This is a genomic window from Rhizobium sp. 01T437 (genome assembly GCF_056398505.1).
The window spans coordinates 118,801-134,873 of the sequence record NZ_JBFTPM010000003.1; the positions used below are offsets into that span (position 1 = coordinate 118,801).

The window sequence follows — 16,073 nt, forward strand, 5'->3', positions numbered from 1 at the left end:
AATGACGTCCATCAAAGTCGGCGTCGTGGACGACCATCCCCTGTTCCGCGAGGGGGTGACCCGCAGCCTCTCCGAGGTCAGCGATTTTGTCGTCGTCGGTGAAGGCGCCAACACATCTGATGCCGCAATGATCGCCGCCGATACCCGTCCGGACGTGCTGCTTCTCGATGTGTCGATGCCCGGGGACGGGCTCTCGGTGATCGACGAGATCCTCTCCATAAGCCCGGACACCAAAATCCTCATGCTCACGGCCTCAGAGGAAGTCGATACGCTCGTCGAAGCGCTGCAACGCGGAGCAAAGGGCTACATTCTCAAGGGTGTTGGTTCCCGCGGTCTGGCGGAAGCGATCCGGACTGTTTTCAAGGGAGCCCGCTACGTCTCACCGGCGATGTCGGCCAAAGTCATGGAATATTCACTGAGCGGGCAGGCATCGGACAGGGACGCGCTTACTCCTCGAGAACGCGAGGTGATGGATCTCGTTGCGCAGGGCCTTTCAAACAAGCATATCGGCCTGCGTCTCGATCTACAGGAGAAAACGGTAAAGCATCATATGACTCAGATCCTGACAAAGCTCGGCGTCACGAATAGGACCGAAGCTGCCTTGCGGTGGCGCGAAAAACGCTAGCGCAGGAGACGCGTGAGCCGTGTGTTGTCAGCCGATGTCGCCCGCCTGTTGATGATCGTGCGGCCTTTCGAGTCCTTCATGATGTAGCGTCCTGCACGAAGGGTCTCGGTTATTCCATTTGTATGCCGGACATCGATCGAGCCGTCAGTATCTTCGGTCGCCCGTTCTCCTGATGCCGAGGGCGCGTTGTTCGTGCTGCCGGCACCGTTCGAACTGGATCGGCCGTTCCCGCTGCTCCCGCTGCTGTTGCCGCTGCCGCCCGAATTACCGTTTCCATTCCCCCCGCCATTGCCGTTGCCATTTCCACCGCCATTACCATTTCCCCCGCCGTTGCCGCTTCCATTTCCCCCGCTGTTGCCGTTTCCACTCCCTCCGCCATTACCGCCGTTGCCGTTTCCATTCCCCCCGCCATTACCATTTTCGTTCTTCGCGAAGGCTACCTGGCTGGCGAGCGATGGAAACGAACCCGCCACATCGACCTTCAACGGCGCAACGGCAAGAATACTCGCACCGCAGCCCTTCAGGAAATTGCGCTTAGAGATCGCCATCGTCACTTGCCTTGTCGTTCTTCCCTAGTGTCTGCTCAAAAGCAGGAAGCACGAGATTGACCGCTTGTTCCGAAATTGCAAGACGGTCGGACATAGGTGCCAGGCGGTCTGGGACTTTGGTCCGGGATCACAAGCAACGGTCGCCACTCGAGACGCAACCTTCTCACAGGAAGAAAAAACGGCTTCGCTCAGATAACGGGAGAAACGCACTGACGTCTTGGCCCGCTGAACGGCTGGTAGGTATTGTCCCAAGCGCGATAGGAATTATAGCGCGCAGCGCACCATGATATATGCGGGTTGGGGCCTGTATCCGCCGCCGGTAGTCCGACGGAAAGCTCTCTGTCTTCGATCACGCAGGGCTTCCGGGGGCCGCCGTCAAAAGGCTGGTATGTATTGTCAGCCACATTATAGGACCGATAGCGTTGCTGGCAGAGGCTGAGATGACGGCTGCCAGCCATCCATTCCTGCTTCGGTTGCTCAATCGCCCCCGTCACGGCTGCATCAGGCGGCGCGATAGCTGCAATGCCGACGAGATTGGCGGGCTTTGAAAGTGAACCGCCATCCGCAACGGCCCGGAGGGGCGGAAGGCGCTTGAAGTCTTGCTTTCGAGGATCAACGCGTGTCGGTGTCGTCGTCCAGAGCGGCGCATCGAGATTGGCGAAGTGATGTGGTTCCGGTTCGCGGAACCCATAGGATGCAAATCCCAGACCGCCAGCCAGGACGGTCCCGACCACTGCCAGACAGATGGATGGCGCAGCAAGCGACTTCATGACGCGATCTCCGTTCCCGGTACAGATAGAAATTAGGAACGCCGGGCTTCGGTTCCGCGGACAGGTCGAAAATCGTGTCTTTTGATGCTTATTCTGCTGGCGTAATGGAGAGGACTCCGGAGATAGGAATTTATTGCCATCGCCCCGATTTTGACGGATAGCTGTTCTATTGGGTGATCCGGTCGATCGCAGCAGATTGCAGGCAGAAAGAGGAAGCATGTCGCAGAGAGCAGGCAGCGCCGACCTCCCCCTTCACGGAGGGCGCGTGCCGCCATGGCTGGGCAACCGCATGACCACGCTCGGTGCGCTGATTACCGAGGCTATCGTCCACCACTACGGGCGTGACGAGTTTCTGCGCCGGCTTGCCCATCCCTTCTGGTTCCAGTCCTTCGGCGCAGTCATGGGCATGGATTGGCATTCCTCCGGCATCACGACCAGCGTGCTCGGCGCGCTGAAGCGTGGGCTGAAGCCGCTCTCGACGGAACTCGGCCTGCATGTTTGCGGCGGGCGTGGCGCGCAATCACGCAAGACGCCGGACGAACTGATGGCGATCGGCGATCGCACCGGGCTGGACGGCGCCGGCCTGGCCAAGACAAGCCGCCTGGTCGCCAAGGTGGACAGCGCAGCCGTGCAGGATGGTTTCGATCTCTATCTCCACGGCTTCATCGTCGCCGATGATGGGCATTGGGTGATCGTCCAGCAAGGCATGAATGGCGACAAACGTCAGGCGCGGCGCTACCACTGGTTCTCGGAAGGATTGGAAAGCTTCGTCAATTCTCCGCATGCGGCCATCGAAGGCCGCTCGCAGGGCGAGATCATCAATCTGGCCGACCGGCGCGCGGAAAAATCCCGCCACGATCAGCTCGATCTTCTCGCAGCGCTTGGGCCGGACCGCATTATCCGCGAGGCGTCAGCCCTTGCCCTGGCCGCCGATCCTGCACCCGAGCCGGAGCCAACCGAACAGCTGATGCTGCCGCATCTCATCATGCCCGCACATCACGATGTGCGCGAAAGCGACGTCAATATGCGGCGTCTGCACGGCAACCTCGCCGCAGCTGCCGATCGCGGACCCGTCGATTTCGAGGATCTTCTTCTCGTGCCCGGCGTCGGCGCCCGCACAGTCAAGGCGCTGGCGCTCGTTGCCGAGGTCGTGCATGGCGCGCCCTGCCGCTTTTCCGATCCGGCCCGTTTTTCGATCGCTCATGGCGGCAAGGACAGGCATCCATTCCCCGTGCCGCTCAAGGTCTACGACGAAACAATCAATGTGATGAAATCGGCGGTCATGAAAGGCAAGCTCGGCCGGGAAGAGGAGCTGCAGGCCCTGCGCCGGCTCGACGACCAGTCGCGCAGCATGGAGCGCTACGTCACCGGCCCGGACCTCAAGGAAATCGTTGCCGGCGAATTCCGGCAATCTTCGACCTTCGGCGGCCGAAGCGTCTTCGGCTGGGAGCCGCCGACGGAAGATATGCCAGTGGACGAAACAGCGCGGCCCCACACAAGCCGCCGTTGATTGCGAGCGTGCCCAACGGTATCGAGCATTTCAACGCGGGAAAAGGTGGCCTTGCTCCCGCGGGCTTATCTCGAAGCGATGAGGATTGCCGCGAGCGGGCATTGCGGCTCCATTGGCGTCCTCTGAAATTGCGCGGCCGAGGGGATGGCAACCGACTTGCATGGACCGTAATGCTCACGCAACAGTCGCAATCAAGATGCTGGGGAGAGTATTGCCGAGGGGATCTTGATTATGCGCCTTCTTCTGGTGGAAGACGAACCGCAGATGGCGGACGCGTTGACGACGGCGCTTTCGCGTTACGACATTGTCGTCGATCATGCTGCTACGCTCGATCTGGCGGAAAATGCCGTCGCGAACCGCGTCCACGATATCGTCGTTCTCGACCGGCAGCTGCCTGACGGGGACGGTCTGGCGCTCATCCCGTATCTGCGATCGCTTCGCTCTACCATCCCGGTCATCGTGCTGACGGCGCGTGGCGCGCTTGCCGACCGCGTCAGCGGTCTCGACATGGGCGCCGACGACTATCTCGGCAAACCCTTTGCGGTCGAGGAATTGCTGGCGCGGATTCGCGCCCTGCTGCGACGACCGGCAACCATGGCACCGGTTTTCTCGCGGCTCGGCAAACTGGAATTCAGCCTTAATAACAGAGAGGCCCGCATCGCTGGTGTGCCTCTCGACCTGCCACGACGCGAGCTTCTGGTTTTAGAAGCATTGGTCAGGCGACAGGGGCGAACTGTGCTGCGCTCGGCATTGGAGGACGCGGTCTACGGCTTCGATGACGAGATACAGTCGAATGCTCTCGATTCACACGTCTCCCGGCTTCGCAGGAAGCTGAGCGATGCGGATGCCGGGGTAGAAATCCACGGCATCAGGGGCATCGGATATCTTCTGAGACAGGCATCATGAAATCGCCCAAGCCGCGCTCGCTGAAACGGCGGCTGATCACGCAGCTGCTGCTGTTCCAGGTTGGCATCCTCTTTCTCTTCGGTCTGTCCTTCGTCGCCTACCTCGTGCGCGCCGACGAAGGCGGCGTGTTCGTCGATCCCGAGGTCGCCAGAGTTGCCGCGCGCGCCATCGAGCGGGATGCGGATGGCCGCCTGATCCTGAAGGAGACGGCAGAGCTTGCATCGCTGCGGACCTCCGTGCCGGATTTCTGGTTTGTCGCCCTGAACGATAGCGGCGAGAGCATCCAGAGCGGTATCGTCCCCGATGTATACAAGCCGCTTAGCCGAAATCTCGACCGGATCAGCTTCGCCGATATTCGCGATACGGTCCGACCCTATCTCTATTCAGCGGTCGTCCGCCGGGAATCCGGGCCAGCGGGCGATTTTACCGTGCTTGGTGAGGGGCGGCTGTTCAGCGCCACCTTTGTCGTGCTTTTCCTCTCCAATCTCTTAATGATCCCGATCCTGGCACTGCTCGTCATCGTCACGGTCATCGCCATCCCCCTGATCGTAAGGCGAGCGCTGTCAGGGCTTTCGGAAGTTGCGGACCAAGCCGAACATATCGATATCAACAGGCGGGGATTCCGTCTTCCGGAGACGGGCATTCCCAGCGAAGTCCGGCCGCTCGTGAAGGCCGTCAACGGCGCGCTTCAACGGCTCGATGAGGGCTATGAGCGCCATCAGCGCTTCATCCTGGATGCCGCCCATGAATTGCGGACCCCGATCGCCATTCTGCAGACGCGCGTTGAAACAATCGAGCAGAGTCCGATCAGGGGCCGCCTGCTCGCCGACACCAGCCGCATCGCCGCGCTGGCGGAGCAATTGCTCGACCTCCAGCGGCTCGATCAGAGCGGTGCAACCTTTGTTCGCCTCGATCTGGTTGCCCTCTGCCGGCACGTGGTCGCGGATCTTGCGCCGCTTGCCATCGCGCAAGGCTATGAGATTTCCTTCGAGAGTACCCAGCCGAGCGAGCACGTATTCGGTGATGCCGCCGCACTCGAACGGGCCCTGATCAACATCATCCAAAACGCCATAGAACATGGTGGCCGGAAAGGCTCGATTGCAGTCCACGCGGAGCGCGGCGGCATCGTGGAAGTCTCCGACGACGGGGCGGGCATTCCGCTGCATGAGCGCGACCGCATCTTCGAGCCTTTCCATCGCCTCCAGCCGCGCGATCACGGTGCAGGGCTCGGCCTCAACCTCGTCAGGGAAATTCTCAATCGGCACGGCGGGCATGTATCCGTCGTCGACTCCGTATCAGGCGGCGCCTGTTTCCGCATGACGCTGCCGATGGCTTCATAAAGTTAAAATAACCTTAAAGAAAATTCCGCAATCAATTGAAATTATACCGTAAATTTCGCTCCCGCTCGAAAGCCGCAATGCGCCTGCAACCCTCGCATCAAGAATGACGCTCATCCCCGCGGCCAAAGCAATGGCAACGGGGCGATCCGGAAAATCCACGGACGACCGGAATCGGCATTCGGAAACCTTCCGCCGTCGGATCGTCCGGGACGGAAATGTTCAACGGAGTAAAAGAGTGATCATCGGAACGAAGAAATTCTGGCTGGCCCTCACGGCGGCATTCATCCCGGCAGCCGCAATAGCGGCTGACCTGACGCCTTACGCGCCGCCCCAGCCTGCCTATGAAGAGCCGCCCGTCTTCAAATGGGACGGCGCCTATCTCGGCGCACATGGCGGGCTTTCGTCACGCCGCCTGAACCCATTCGCCAGCGGCAAGGGCCTCGCTGCCGGCGTTCAGGCCGGCTACAACTTCCAGGTCGGGCCGGGCATCGTCGGCGCGGAAATCGAGGGCTCCTATCTCGGCAACAGCGAGCAGCGTGTCGATGGCGGCAAGCTCGAGGAAAAATGGCGTGCCGCTGCCAAGGCCAAGGCCGGGCTGAGCTTCGACCGCACGCTGGTCTACGGAACCGCGGGCGTCGCCCTGACCGATTTCGAAAAAGGCAAGAACGTCACGAGCGGCGGCGGCTGGAAGACCGGCTACCTCTTCGGCGGCGGGATAGAGCAGGGCTTTGGCGGCGGCCTGTCGGCGAAGGTCGAATATAATTACGTCCTGACGCCCGATGTCAAAACGACGACATCCGCCGGCACCTCCAAGGACGACCTTGGCAGCCATGTGATCAAGGCCGGCCTCAACTTCCGCTTCTAGCGAAACGGACATGCCCCCCAGGATGGGGGCTGACAAACGACGGTGCTCGTCGCCGACCCCATGACGCACCTTCGGGAGAGAGCGATTGACAGAAACGTCCCAGTCCTGAGGTCGCTCTCTCCATTTTTTCCGAAACAGCTAGCCGATCAGCAGCTTGACCCAGGCCTCGACATCATCGCCGCTGCTCATCTCAGGGCGTACGAGCCCGTCGATCATGAATGTCGGCGAGACATGAATACCGTTCTGACGGGCATATTTGCAGTGCCACTTGATCTCCCGGTCGAGATCGGGAATGGCGAAGGCTTCCTTCAGTGCAACACCGCTATAGCGCTCGAGACGCTCGATGATCTGATTCGGCGTCACATCCATGTTCGGGCCGCCGGCGTGACGCTCGAACTCGAATTCCTCGCGATGGGCGGCAACGGCCGCCATGACCTTCTTCGCAGTCTCCTTGCCGCCTTCCAGCGTCGATGCCGCCAGGATAGAGCGTACGATCACGCCGGAGTAGAGATGCCATGGCTGCGATTGTAGCCGGATCTTCACTGTGATCTTGTCCGCACCGGCCTGCTCCAGAAGCGCGTCCAGCTTCTTGAACGTCCTGACGGAATATGGGCAGGTCGGCTCCAGAAAGGCCTCGAAAACCGGTGGTCCAGAACCCCAAACGAGTGGGTCTGCCTGCCAGGAAGTCGTCGTCATATTCATGTCCTCTTGTCCTGCGGAACGATATTACCGGCCACCATAATCAACGGCGCAGCCGGCGTCGCTGACGATAAGGTTGTTTCCCATTCTATTTATTCACGGTGTCATGAAAGGCAAAAGACCGTTTGGCCTGTCACGCCTCTTTCACAAATGCATCGAGCCGCTATGCTGTCGTCACGGATAGAATGATGGGTAAATCAGTGATGCAGGTACGGCAGGGCGAATTGCGTGAGCGAATGACGATCCTCGGCGATGTCAATGCCGCCTCGTTCATCCCGTGGATCCGCCGCCATGCCGACAAGCTTGGACTTTCCCAGGATTTCTTTCACACCGGCGCCGACCGAATCGAACTTGAGGTCGCGGGGCCGGTAGAGCTGATCGACATGCTGGAAATGGGATGTTCGCTTGGCCCGATCGACGTCTGGGTGGATGAGATTCAGCGCAGGATTGTAGATCCCGCCGACACACCGTAACGCAGGCCGCATTGATCCCCTGCCCTTTATTTAATCATTGTTGCCAATGCGATTTTTTTATGCAAGCCTCTGACAACTGAGGCCGCGAGCTCGGCGACAGTGCGCGGCCAACAGCGCTAAAGCCTTGGTAAAATTGGGGATTTATAGGTTATGCCATCTACTACGGCCGGCTCCTGGACGCCTGTCGCCCTTTCTGCTGATCTGCCGCCGGCGACCGTGATGCCGGCCTGGGCACCGGCAGGATCGATCGCCCTCTGGCGGAGTCAGTCCGGACGCGCATCGGCATCGTCGGATCGCTGTCCCCATCGCGGGATGCGATTGTCCCATGGCTTCGTGCGCGGCGAGGCGCTCTCCTGTATCTATCATGGCTGGAGTTATTCTCCGGCAGGAGGATGCATTCGCATCCCCGCCCATCCCGATCTCGTGCCGCCGGAAACGATCCGTGTCGCGGTCCACAAGGTCGAGGAATCGGATGGTGTCATCTGGGTGGCTGTTGGCGAGCCGGCGGCCCAACCGCCACACTTTAACGATCTCATGCCGTTGCGCTCGCTGACTGTGGAGTCGGATATTGGAGCACTCGAAGATGCTGCTGGCGCGAAAGTCGATTCGGACGGGCTTATCCGCGTCGCCGAGCTTCCCTGGGTCCGGCTGCTGTCGGCTGAGCAGGTCGATCGCACGCTCATTCACGTCATGATCGAGAAGGATCGCAGCTCGGCAGACCGTGTTGCCGCGTCCCGTATCGCCGAAGCCGTGCGTCGCCAGGCGGAAGCGCGGCGGAAGGAGGTCGCATGATGAAGGCTGGCGCGATGATCGACGAGTGGTATCCGGTCGGCCTCTTCTCCCAACTGACCGAGACAGGGACCAAAACCGCTCTGATGGGCGAGCCCATCGAAGTGGCGCGCACGCCAGATGGCAATGCACGGGTGACATCGTCCGATGGGCGCAACCTCTCGGTCCGTGTCCGCTACGGCCATGTCTGGTCTTCCCTCGGCAATCCTGCCAAGGAGCTTTTTGCCATTCCCGAGGCGGATCAGCCTGGCCGCCGCTTCGTCGATGTCGGCGTGGTACGGGTGCGCTGCTCGCCGTTGCGGGCGGTGGAGAATTTTCTCGACATCGCCCATTTCCCTTTCGTCCACACCGATATTCTCGGCGCCGAACCCCATACGGAAGTCGAGAATTACAAGGTTGAGATCCGCGAAGACGAGGATGAGGTCTGGGCGACGCAGGTGAAATTCTACCAGCCGCAGGCCGCCAAATCGGCAAGCGGCGGGATCACCACCGAATATATGTACCGCGTGCCGGCACCGACCTGCTCAGTGCTCTACAAGACCTGCCCTCCCCGGCCGGGTGAATGGGATGTCATTACCCTGTTCGTGCAGCCGCTTGCGGAAGACCTTTGTGACGTGTGGCCGTGGATGGCCCTTTTCGATGACGAAACGCCCATGACAGACCTCATCCATTTTCAGCAGATGATCTTCCTGCAGGATCGCTCGATCCTCGAAAACCAGATCCCTGCTCTGCTGCCGCTCGATCCCGGCATGGAAATCCCGACCAGGGCCGATCTGACGTCGGTCGCCTATCGGCGCTGGCTCAAGCGCCATAACTATACCTACGGCGCACAGTTGGTCGCGCAATGAAGCTTTACGACTACATTCTCTCGCCGAGCTGCTACAAGATCCGCCTGATGGCCGCGATCCTCGGCACTAAGCTGGACATCCGGCCGGTCGATTTCCATCCCGGCGCCGAGCATCGCGGACCTGAGCTCCTGGCGCTCAATCCAGCAGGCTCCATTCCGATCCTCGAGGATGCTGATCTCTTCCTGACGGAATCCTCAGCCATCCTTGCTTACCTCGCCGCCAAAAGCGCGCCGGAATGGCTGGGCACCAGCACGCCTGAGGAGACGGCACGGGTTCAACAGTGGCTCTCCTTCTCGCACCGGCTGACGGCGAACCTCGGCGGCGCGCGGCTGCACGAAATGCTGCTGCGCCCCGGCAATATCGAGACCCTGCAGACGCAGGGGATCGCAGCATTGCGCGAGCTGGAAGCCGGTCTCTTCGAACAGCAGCTTCGTGGCATGCGCTTCTTGGCATCGAACCGTGCCACGATCGCAGACATTGCCTGCTTCCCCTATGTGGCGCTGGCACCTGATGGCGGCATCTCGCTCGATCCCTACCCAACGATCCGGCTGTGGCTGCGTGCCATCCGCAGCATTAACGGCTTCATCGAAATGCCCGGCATCCAYCGACTGCACGAGCTAAAGCCCGATCCCCATCCTAAGAAGGAGGAAAGCTGATATGGCCGGCTACCTCCTGAAAAACTGCGAAGCTGTCATCGTCAACGAGGGCAACGGACCAAGTGTGAGCCGGAACGTGGACGTGCTGACCAATGGTTCGGCGATCCAGGCAATTGGCGCGAACCTGTCCCAGGAGCCCCTGCCTTCCGGCACGATCGTCCAGGATGCCACCGGCTGGTTCGTCTATCCGGGCCTCGTCAACACACATCACCACTTCTTCCAGTGCTTCGTGCGCAACCGGGCCGATCTCGACTGGACGAAACTGTCAGTCATCGAATGGCTGGACCGGATCTACCCAATCTTTTCGCGGCTGACAGAGGACTGCTTTTACCATTCCTCCGTCACGGCCATGGCCGAGATGATCAAGCATGGCTGCACAACGGCCTTCGACCATCAATATTGCTTTCCCCGTCATGCCGGAAAACGTCTCATCGACCGACAGTTCGAAGCGGCTGAGCTGCTCGGCATGCGTTTCCATGCAGGCCGCGGTGGCAATACGCTCCCGAAGTCCGAGGGATCGACGATCCCCGATGCCATGCTGGAAACGACGGACGAATTCATCGCCGATTGCGCCCGGCTGATCGACAGTTACCACGATGGCGGTCCCTTCAGCATGCGACAGGTGGTGGTCGCCCCCTGCCAGCCGGTCAACTGCTACCGCGAGACTTTCGTTGAATCCGTAGCACTTGCCCGCGACCGTGGGGTGTTTCTGCACACGCATGTCGGCGAAGGCGAAAGCCCTGTCATGGAGGCACGGCACGGCATGCGCACCGTTGATTACTGCGCTGAACTCGGCTTTGCCGGCCCCGACACTTTCTACGCCCATTGCTGGGAACTGACGCATGACGAATTGCGCAAGATGGCGGCAAGCGGCACCGGCGTCTCCCATTGCCCCGAGCCGGTTTATCTCGTCGGCGCCGAGGTCACCGACATTCCCGCAATATCAGCCTTAAACCTGCGCGTCGGGCTCGGCTGCGATGGGGCCGCTTCGAACGACAATTCGAACCTTATGCACTGCATTCACTCCGCCTATATGCTGCAATGCCTGACGGCATCGACGCGCGCTCATCCTGTTCCGCCCCCGGTCGACTTCCTGAGCTACGCAACGACAGGCGGCGCAAGCCTGCTCGGACGCAGCGATATCGGCCGCTTGGCGCCGGGCATGGCCGCCGATCTCTTCGCGATCGATACGCGGCGGATGGATTATGTCGGCACGCGGCACGATCCGCTGAGCCTGATCGCCAAGGTCGGGATCGGCATGCCGACTGACCTCACCATGATCAATGGGCGCATCGTCTGGCAGGAAGGCGAATTCACCGGCCTCGACGAATTCAAGCTTTTTGCGGACGCCGAAGCGGCGCTCGCGACCGTCGAATTTTGAAAAACCAAAAGAGGGGAACTGACATGTCCAACAATCTGACCCGCAGAACGCTCATGAAGAGCGCGGCCGCTGCCGGCCTCGCCACCGCCTTTGCCGGCCGCTCCGCACTTGCTGCCGACGAACCGCTCGGCATCGCCCTCGTCGTGCCCTCGCCGATCGGCGATGTCGGCTGGGGCCATGCACTTGCCGCCGGCATCGATCCGATCAAGGCCGCCTATGGCGACAAGGTGAAGGTCACCGTTATCGAGAACATCGCCGAAGGCCCGGACGCCGACCGCATCATGAACAAGACGGTCGCCGACGGAAACCATTTCCTGATCGCCGGTTCCTTCGGCTATCAGAATGGTGCGCTGCAGATCGCCCGCCGCAATCCCAAGGTCACCGTGTTGCATGCATCGGGCTTCCAGGTCGCGCCGAACTTCTCCCCCTTCGCCGCCAAATATTTCCAGGGCACCTACCTGCTCGGCATGGCGGCGGCGGCCGTTTCCAAGACCGGCAAGCTCGGCTCGGTTTCGGCCTTTGCCATTCCGGAACTCATCACCTCCATCAATGCATTCACGCTCGGCGCGCAGTCCGTCAAGCCCGACATCGAAGTCTCCGTCGTCTGGGTCAATTCCTGGTTCGATCCGGCCAAGGAGCAGGAAGCCGCCAAGGCCCTGATCTCGCAGGGTTGCGACGTGATCTTCTCCAATGCGCAGGATACGCCTTCGGTGATCTCGGCCTGCGAGGAAGCCGGCATCTATGCCTTCAACCTGAACTCCTCGATGAAGAAATATGCCGAGAAGACCTATCTCGGCTGCGTCGCCACCGACTGGTCGCCCTTCTTCAAGGCTTCGGTCGATGCCCATCTCGCCGGCACGTTCAAGGGCGCCAACACCTTCCTCGGCGTTGCCGACAAGGTGGTAGAAGTGGTCGACTGGAACCCGGCAATCCCGGCCGATACGATGAGCAAGATCAAGGCCATCGAGGCAAAGATCGCCGATGGCAGCTTCTCGCCCTTCACCGGTCCTATCACCAAGGCCGACGGCAGCGAAGGTGCTGCTTCGGGTGCGACGCTGACGGACGCGCAGATCGTCGCGATGGACTGGCACGTCAAGGGTGTCACGACGCCGCTGCCGAAGTAAGCCATGGCAAGCCCGCTTCTGTCGCTGCGCGGCATTTCCAAGAGCTACGGCCAGGTCCACGCCAACCAGCAGATCGACCTCGACGTCGCTCCCCGCTCGATCCATGCCATCCTCGGAGAAAACGGGGCCGGTAAATCGACCCTGATGAAGCTGATCTACGGCGTCGAGCTGCCGGACAGCGGAACCGTCGCCTGGAACGGGCAACCCCTCAGCCTTGCCTCTCCCGCAGAGGCAAGGCGTGCCGGCATCGGCATGGTCTTTCAGCATTTCTCGCTATTCGAAAGCCTGACGGTGGTCGAGAACATCAGGCTTATCGTGGCGGGCAAGAAAGCCGAACTGGCTGAGCGCATCCGCAAGCTGGGGCACGAGTTCGGCCTCGAGGTCGATCCGCTCGCCCATGTGCATTCGCTTTCCGTCGGCGAGCGGCAGCGAGTGGAAATCATCCGTTGCCTGATGACCAATCCAAAACTGCTGATCCTCGACGAGCCGACATCGGTCCTGCCGCCGCAGGCCGTGGAGAAGCTGTTCGAGACCTTGCGCCGGCTGCGTGATGGCGGCGTTTCCATCCTCTTCATCTCCCACAAGCTGGAAGAGATCCAGTCGCTTTGCGACCGGGCGACGATCCTGCGCGGTGGACGCGTGACCGGCCATGTCGACCCGCGCGAGCATGACGCCCATGATCTTGCCCGCATGATGATCGGCCGCGATATGCCGGAACCCATGCCGGCGCTGCCGCTTGCCGAAGGTGAGAAGCGGCTGGAATTGATCGGCCTTGATTACAGGCCGGACGACCCTTTCGCCGTGCCGCTCTCTCAGGTCAGCCTGGCCGTGCGCGCCGGCGAGATCCTCGGCATTGCCGGCATTTCGGGCAACGGCCAGAGCGAGCTTGCCGCGCTGATCTCCGGCGAAACGATCCTGCCGCGTGAGCAACGCGATCAGATCTTCATGATGGGCAAAGATGTCGGCACATTCGACTCGGCGGCCCGCCGACAGCTCGAATTTGCGTTCGTGCCCGAGGATCGGCTAGGCCGCGGCGCAGTCCCCGAAATGTCGCTCACCCTCAACAGCCTGCTCACGGCCCATCCGCTGCATCTCGTCAAACGCGGCCTGCTCGACAAGGCGCAGGCGACCGCCTTCACCAATGAGTGCATCCGGGACTACGACGTGCGCACGCGCGGCCCCGAGGCCGAAGCCGGCTCACTCTCCGGCGGTAATTTGCAGAAGTTCATCGTCGGGCGAGAAATCATGCTGGCGCCGAAACTGCTCTTCCTTGCCCAGCCCACGTGGGGCGTCGATATCGGCGCAGCCTCGGCAATCCGCAAGCGGCTGATCACGCTGCGCAACGAAGGCATGGCGATCCTCGTCATCTCCGAGGAGCTGGAAGAATTGTTCGAACTTAGCGACTTCATCCAGGTCCTCCATCACGGCACGCTGAGCCCGCCGCTCGTCACGCGCGACACCAAACCCGAAGAGATCGGCCGGTACATGATCGGCGCCCAGTCGCAGCGCGAGAAAGCGATCGCATGAGCAGACCTCTGTTTGCCGTCCTACCAACCCTCGTCCGCCGGGAGCGCGCATCGCTTGCCGCCACCCTGCTTGCCCCGCCCATCGCGCTTGTCATCACGATCATCCTCAATCTCGGCCTTTATGTCGTCATGGGGCGTGATCCGGCTGCGGTCATCTATGCGATGCTGATCGAACCCTTCTTTTCCTGGGCATCCTTCTCGGAAGTACTTTTGAAGACCGGACCGCTGCTGCTGATCGCGCAGGGGTTGGCGATCGGCTTCCGCGCCAAGGTGTTCAACATCGGCGCCGAAGGGCAATTCGTCCTCGGCGCGATCTTCGCCTCGGCTATTCCGATCTGGTGGCCCGATGCGACCGGCCAGTGGATCTGGCCGGCAATGCTGCTGCTCGGCRCCATCGGCGGCGCGTTTTGGGCATCGCTGACCGCCTTCTGGCGCGTCCGGCTCAATGCCAACGAAATCTTGGTCTCGCTGATGCTGAGCTTCGTTGCGGTGCAGCTTCTCAATTATCTGCTGCTCGGCCCCTGGAAGGATCCAAATGGCTTCAACTTCCCGCAGTCGGTGATGTTTCAGTATGACGCGATGGTGCCGATCCTGATCGAGGGAACGCGCGTCAATGTCTCGTTGATCCTTGCCGTTCTGCTGTCGATCGCCGCATGGATCTTCATGCAGAAGAGCTTCATAGGCTATAAATTGCAGGTCGGCGGACTGGCGCCACGTGCCGCAAGTTATGCCGGCTTCAAAGAGGGCTGGGCAATCTGGCTGTCGCTCTTGATCGGTGGCGCAGCCGCAGGTCTTGCGGGTGCATCCGAAGTCGCCGGCCCGCTCGGCCAGCTGCAGCGCTCGATCTCGACCGGTTACGGCTATGCGGCGATCATCGTCGCCTATCTCGGCGGGCTACATCCGATCGGCATCGTCATATCATCGATCGTCATGGCGGCCCTCTATATTGGCGGCGACAACGCCATGGTCTCCGCCAATCTGCCGATCGCCGCCGTCCGCGTTTTCCAGGGCAGCCTGCTGCTCGCCTATCTGATCGCCGTCGCATTCATCCGCTACCGCCTTGCCTGGCGCCCTGTCGCTATCAGGAGCCCATCATGAATGCCATCGAGTTCATCCTGGCCGGCATGCTGGCCGCTGCGACGCCCTTTTTACTCGCAGCGCTGGGCGAGCTTGTGGTCGAGCGCGCGGGCGTGCTCAATCTCGGCGTCGAAGGGCTAATGGCGTTCGGCGCCGTCATCGCATTCATCGTCGTCTATCACGGCGGCGGCCACTTTCTCGCTTTTCTTGCAGCCGGCATCGGCGGCATCCTGCTCTCGCTTGTCTTTGCCGGGATCATCCTTGGCTTCAACGCAAACCAAGTCGCGACGGGGCTTGCCATCGGCATTCTCGGCCAGGGCCTATCGGCACTGTTCGGCAAGAGCTATGAGAGCCTGACCGTCAAGGCGTTACCGAAGATTATTATTCCCGGCCTTTCCGACATTCCTCTCATTGGCGGCCTGTTCACCCAGGACATCGTTGTTTGGCTTTCGCTTTTGGTGACACTCGCGATCTGGGCGACGTTTGCCTATAGCAAGGTGGGTCTCGTCATTCGCGCCGTCGGCGAAAACCCGAAAGCCGCTCACGCCATCGGCTATTCCGTCATCGCCGTACGCTTCGCCGCTGTCGCATTCGGCGGCATGATGGCCGGCTTTGCCGGCGCCTATGCGTCGACGATCTATACGCCGCTCTGGGCGGACGGCATGATCGCCGGCCGCGGCTGGATCGCGATTGCGCTCGTCGTCTTCGGAACCTGGCTGACGGGGCGGATCTTCCTCGGGGCTTGCCTCTTCGGTGCCGTATCGCTGATGGGGCTTGCCGCCCAGGCAACCGGGCTCAACGTGCCCTCGCAGCTTTTGGCTTGCCTGCCCTATCTCGTGACGATCATCGTGCTCGGCATCATCTCGGCAGACCGCCGCCTGCTGAAACTCAATGGCGTCGCCTCGCTCGGCGAGCCATTCGAGCGATAGCAGAATG

The 16,073-nt window shown here is 61.1% G+C and carries 17 protein-coding genes; 14 read left to right on the plus strand and 3 right to left on the minus strand.

Annotated features, from left to right (window positions below; translation table 11 throughout):
* Position 1: 1 nt before the first annotated feature.
* Positions 2 to 625, plus strand: a complete 624-nt coding sequence (locus tag AC1DM5_RS06815; protein ID WP_113320115.1) for a response regulator — start codon at positions 2 to 4, stop codon at positions 623 to 625.
* On the opposite strand, the gene AC1DM5_RS06820 is transcribed toward AC1DM5_RS06815, so the two are convergent.
* The gene (locus AC1DM5_RS06820) at positions 622 to 1,173 is read right to left on the minus strand and encodes a hypothetical protein (protein WP_477818505.1); all 552 of its coding nucleotides are present in this window, start codon (positions 1,171 to 1,173) and stop codon (positions 622 to 624) included. The two genes, AC1DM5_RS06815 and AC1DM5_RS06820, sit on opposite strands and share 4 nt — an antisense overlap.
* A 188-nt stretch (positions 1,174 to 1,361) precedes the next feature.
* Positions 1,362 to 1,943, minus strand: coding sequence for a BA14K family protein (locus AC1DM5_RS06825; protein ID WP_477818506.1), 582 nt, complete (start codon positions 1,941 to 1,943; stop codon positions 1,362 to 1,364).
* Positions 1,944 to 2,160: 217 nt separating this feature from the next.
* On the opposite strand from AC1DM5_RS06825, the gene AC1DM5_RS06830 reads away from it, so the two are divergent.
* The 4 genes from AC1DM5_RS06830 to AC1DM5_RS06845 all read left to right on the plus strand — a co-directional run bounded on the left by AC1DM5_RS06830 (position 2,161) and on the right by AC1DM5_RS06845 (position 6,564).
* Positions 2,161 to 3,453 carry a DUF763 domain-containing protein gene (locus AC1DM5_RS06830; RefSeq protein ID WP_477818507.1) on the plus strand — a complete coding sequence of 431 codons (1,293 nt, stop codon included), beginning with the start codon at positions 2,161 to 2,163 and terminating at the stop codon, positions 3,451 to 3,453.
* Between the two features lie 231 nt (positions 3,454 to 3,684).
* Positions 3,685 to 4,359 carry a response regulator transcription factor gene (locus AC1DM5_RS06835; RefSeq protein ID WP_477818508.1) on the plus strand — a complete coding sequence of 225 codons (675 nt, stop codon included), beginning with the start codon at positions 3,685 to 3,687 and terminating at the stop codon, positions 4,357 to 4,359.
* Entirely contained in the window at positions 4,356 to 5,699 is a 1,344-nt protein-coding gene (locus AC1DM5_RS06840; protein WP_477818509.1) for a sensor histidine kinase, read from the plus strand. Before AC1DM5_RS06835 ends, AC1DM5_RS06840 begins: the two co-directional genes overlap by 4 nt.
* A 235-nt stretch (positions 5,700 to 5,934) precedes the next feature.
* On the plus strand, positions 5,935 to 6,564 hold the full coding sequence (locus AC1DM5_RS06845) for an outer membrane protein (RefSeq protein ID WP_477818510.1): 630 nt from the start codon (positions 5,935 to 5,937) through the stop codon (positions 6,562 to 6,564).
* 138 nt (positions 6,565 to 6,702) lie between these two features.
* On the opposite strand, the gene AC1DM5_RS06850 is transcribed toward AC1DM5_RS06845, so the two are convergent.
* Positions 6,703 to 7,260, minus strand: coding sequence for a DsbA family protein (locus AC1DM5_RS06850; RefSeq protein ID WP_477818511.1), 558 nt, complete (start codon positions 7,258 to 7,260; stop codon positions 6,703 to 6,705).
* Positions 7,261 to 7,451: 191 nt separating this feature from the next.
* Between AC1DM5_RS06850 and AC1DM5_RS06855 the strand changes: the two genes are divergently transcribed.
* The 9 genes from AC1DM5_RS06855 to AC1DM5_RS06895 all read left to right on the plus strand — a co-directional run bounded on the left by AC1DM5_RS06855 (position 7,452) and on the right by AC1DM5_RS06895 (position 16,066).
* Complete coding sequence (locus AC1DM5_RS06855; protein ID WP_081928525.1) at positions 7,452 to 7,736, plus strand: acylphosphatase; 285 nt, start codon at positions 7,452 to 7,454, stop codon at positions 7,734 to 7,736.
* 150 nt (positions 7,737 to 7,886) lie between these two features.
* A complete protein-coding gene (locus AC1DM5_RS06860) occupies positions 7,887 to 8,528 on the plus strand; it encodes a Rieske 2Fe-2S domain-containing protein (RefSeq protein ID WP_477818512.1) in 642 nt (213 codons plus the stop codon).
* The gene (locus tag AC1DM5_RS06865) at positions 8,528 to 9,373 is read left to right on the plus strand and encodes an aromatic ring-hydroxylating dioxygenase subunit alpha (protein WP_477818885.1); all 846 of its coding nucleotides are present in this window, start codon (positions 8,528 to 8,530) and stop codon (positions 9,371 to 9,373) included. The genes AC1DM5_RS06860 and AC1DM5_RS06865 overlap by 1 nt, the downstream gene beginning before the upstream one ends.
* Complete coding sequence (locus AC1DM5_RS06870; protein ID WP_477974790.1) at positions 9,370 to 10,029, plus strand: glutathione S-transferase family protein; 660 nt, start codon at positions 9,370 to 9,372, stop codon at positions 10,027 to 10,029. Before AC1DM5_RS06865 ends, AC1DM5_RS06870 begins: the two co-directional genes overlap by 4 nt.
* A gap of 1 nt (position 10,030) precedes the next feature.
* Positions 10,031 to 11,410, plus strand: coding sequence for an amidohydrolase (locus tag AC1DM5_RS06875; RefSeq protein WP_477818514.1), 1,380 nt, complete (start codon positions 10,031 to 10,033; stop codon positions 11,408 to 11,410).
* 23 nt (positions 11,411 to 11,433) lie between these two features.
* Positions 11,434 to 12,534, plus strand: coding sequence for a BMP family ABC transporter substrate-binding protein (locus AC1DM5_RS06880; protein WP_477818515.1), 1,101 nt, complete (start codon positions 11,434 to 11,436; stop codon positions 12,532 to 12,534).
* A 3-nt stretch (positions 12,535 to 12,537) separates the two neighbouring features.
* Positions 12,538 to 14,061: an ABC transporter ATP-binding protein gene (locus tag AC1DM5_RS06885; RefSeq protein WP_477818516.1), complete on the plus strand. Its 1,524-nt coding sequence runs from the start codon at positions 12,538 to 12,540 to the stop codon at positions 14,059 to 14,061.
* Entirely contained in the window at positions 14,058 to 15,158 is a 1,101-nt protein-coding gene (locus AC1DM5_RS06890) for an ABC transporter permease (RefSeq protein ID WP_477974791.1), read from the plus strand. The genes AC1DM5_RS06885 and AC1DM5_RS06890 overlap by 4 nt, the downstream gene beginning before the upstream one ends.
* Positions 15,155 to 16,066 (plus strand): ABC transporter permease, encoded by a 912-nt coding sequence (locus AC1DM5_RS06895; protein ID WP_477818518.1) that lies wholly within the window; start codon positions 15,155 to 15,157, stop codon positions 16,064 to 16,066. The genes AC1DM5_RS06890 and AC1DM5_RS06895 overlap by 4 nt, the downstream gene beginning before the upstream one ends.
* Positions 16,067 to 16,073: the final 7 nt, after the last annotated feature.

Bases quoted from the DNA above. Each gene is read 5' to 3' on its own strand.
- AC1DM5_RS06885 (WP_477818516.1), top strand. From the start codon at position 12,538: ATGGCAAGCCCGCTTCTGTCGCTGCGCGGCATTTCCAAGAGCTACGGC.
- AC1DM5_RS06855 (WP_081928525.1), top strand. From the start codon at position 7,452: ATGGGTAAATCAGTGATGCAGGTACGGCAGGGCGAATTGCGTGAGCGA.
- AC1DM5_RS06875 (WP_477818514.1), top strand. From the start codon at position 10,031: ATGGCCGGCTACCTCCTGAAAAACTGCGAAGCTGTCATCGTCAACGAG.
- AC1DM5_RS06880 (WP_477818515.1), top strand. From the start codon at position 11,434: ATGTCCAACAATCTGACCCGCAGAACGCTCATGAAGAGCGCGGCCGCT.
- AC1DM5_RS06825 (WP_477818506.1), bottom strand. From the start codon at position 1,943: ATGAAGTCGCTTGCTGCGCCATCCATCTGTCTGGCAGTGGTCGGGACC.
- AC1DM5_RS06895 (WP_477818518.1), top strand. From the start codon at position 15,155: ATGAATGCCATCGAGTTCATCCTGGCCGGCATGCTGGCCGCTGCGACG.
- AC1DM5_RS06830 (WP_477818507.1), top strand. From the start codon at position 2,161: ATGTCGCAGAGAGCAGGCAGCGCCGACCTCCCCCTTCACGGAGGGCGC.
- AC1DM5_RS06835 (WP_477818508.1), top strand. From the start codon at position 3,685: ATGCGCCTTCTTCTGGTGGAAGACGAACCGCAGATGGCGGACGCGTTG.
- AC1DM5_RS06820 (WP_477818505.1), bottom strand. From the start codon at position 1,173: ATGGCGATCTCTAAGCGCAATTTCCTGAAGGGCTGCGGTGCGAGTATT.
- AC1DM5_RS06840 (WP_477818509.1), top strand. From the start codon at position 4,356: ATGAAATCGCCCAAGCCGCGCTCGCTGAAACGGCGGCTGATCACGCAG.
- AC1DM5_RS06865 (WP_477818885.1), top strand. From the start codon at position 8,528: ATGAAGGCTGGCGCGATGATCGACGAGTGGTATCCGGTCGGCCTCTTC.
- AC1DM5_RS06860 (WP_477818512.1), top strand. From the start codon at position 7,887: ATGCCATCTACTACGGCCGGCTCCTGGACGCCTGTCGCCCTTTCTGCT.
- AC1DM5_RS06850 (WP_477818511.1), bottom strand. From the start codon at position 7,260: ATGACGACGACTTCCTGGCAGGCAGACCCACTCGTTTGGGGTTCTGGA.
- AC1DM5_RS06815 (WP_113320115.1), top strand. From the start codon at position 2: ATGACGTCCATCAAAGTCGGCGTCGTGGACGACCATCCCCTGTTCCGC.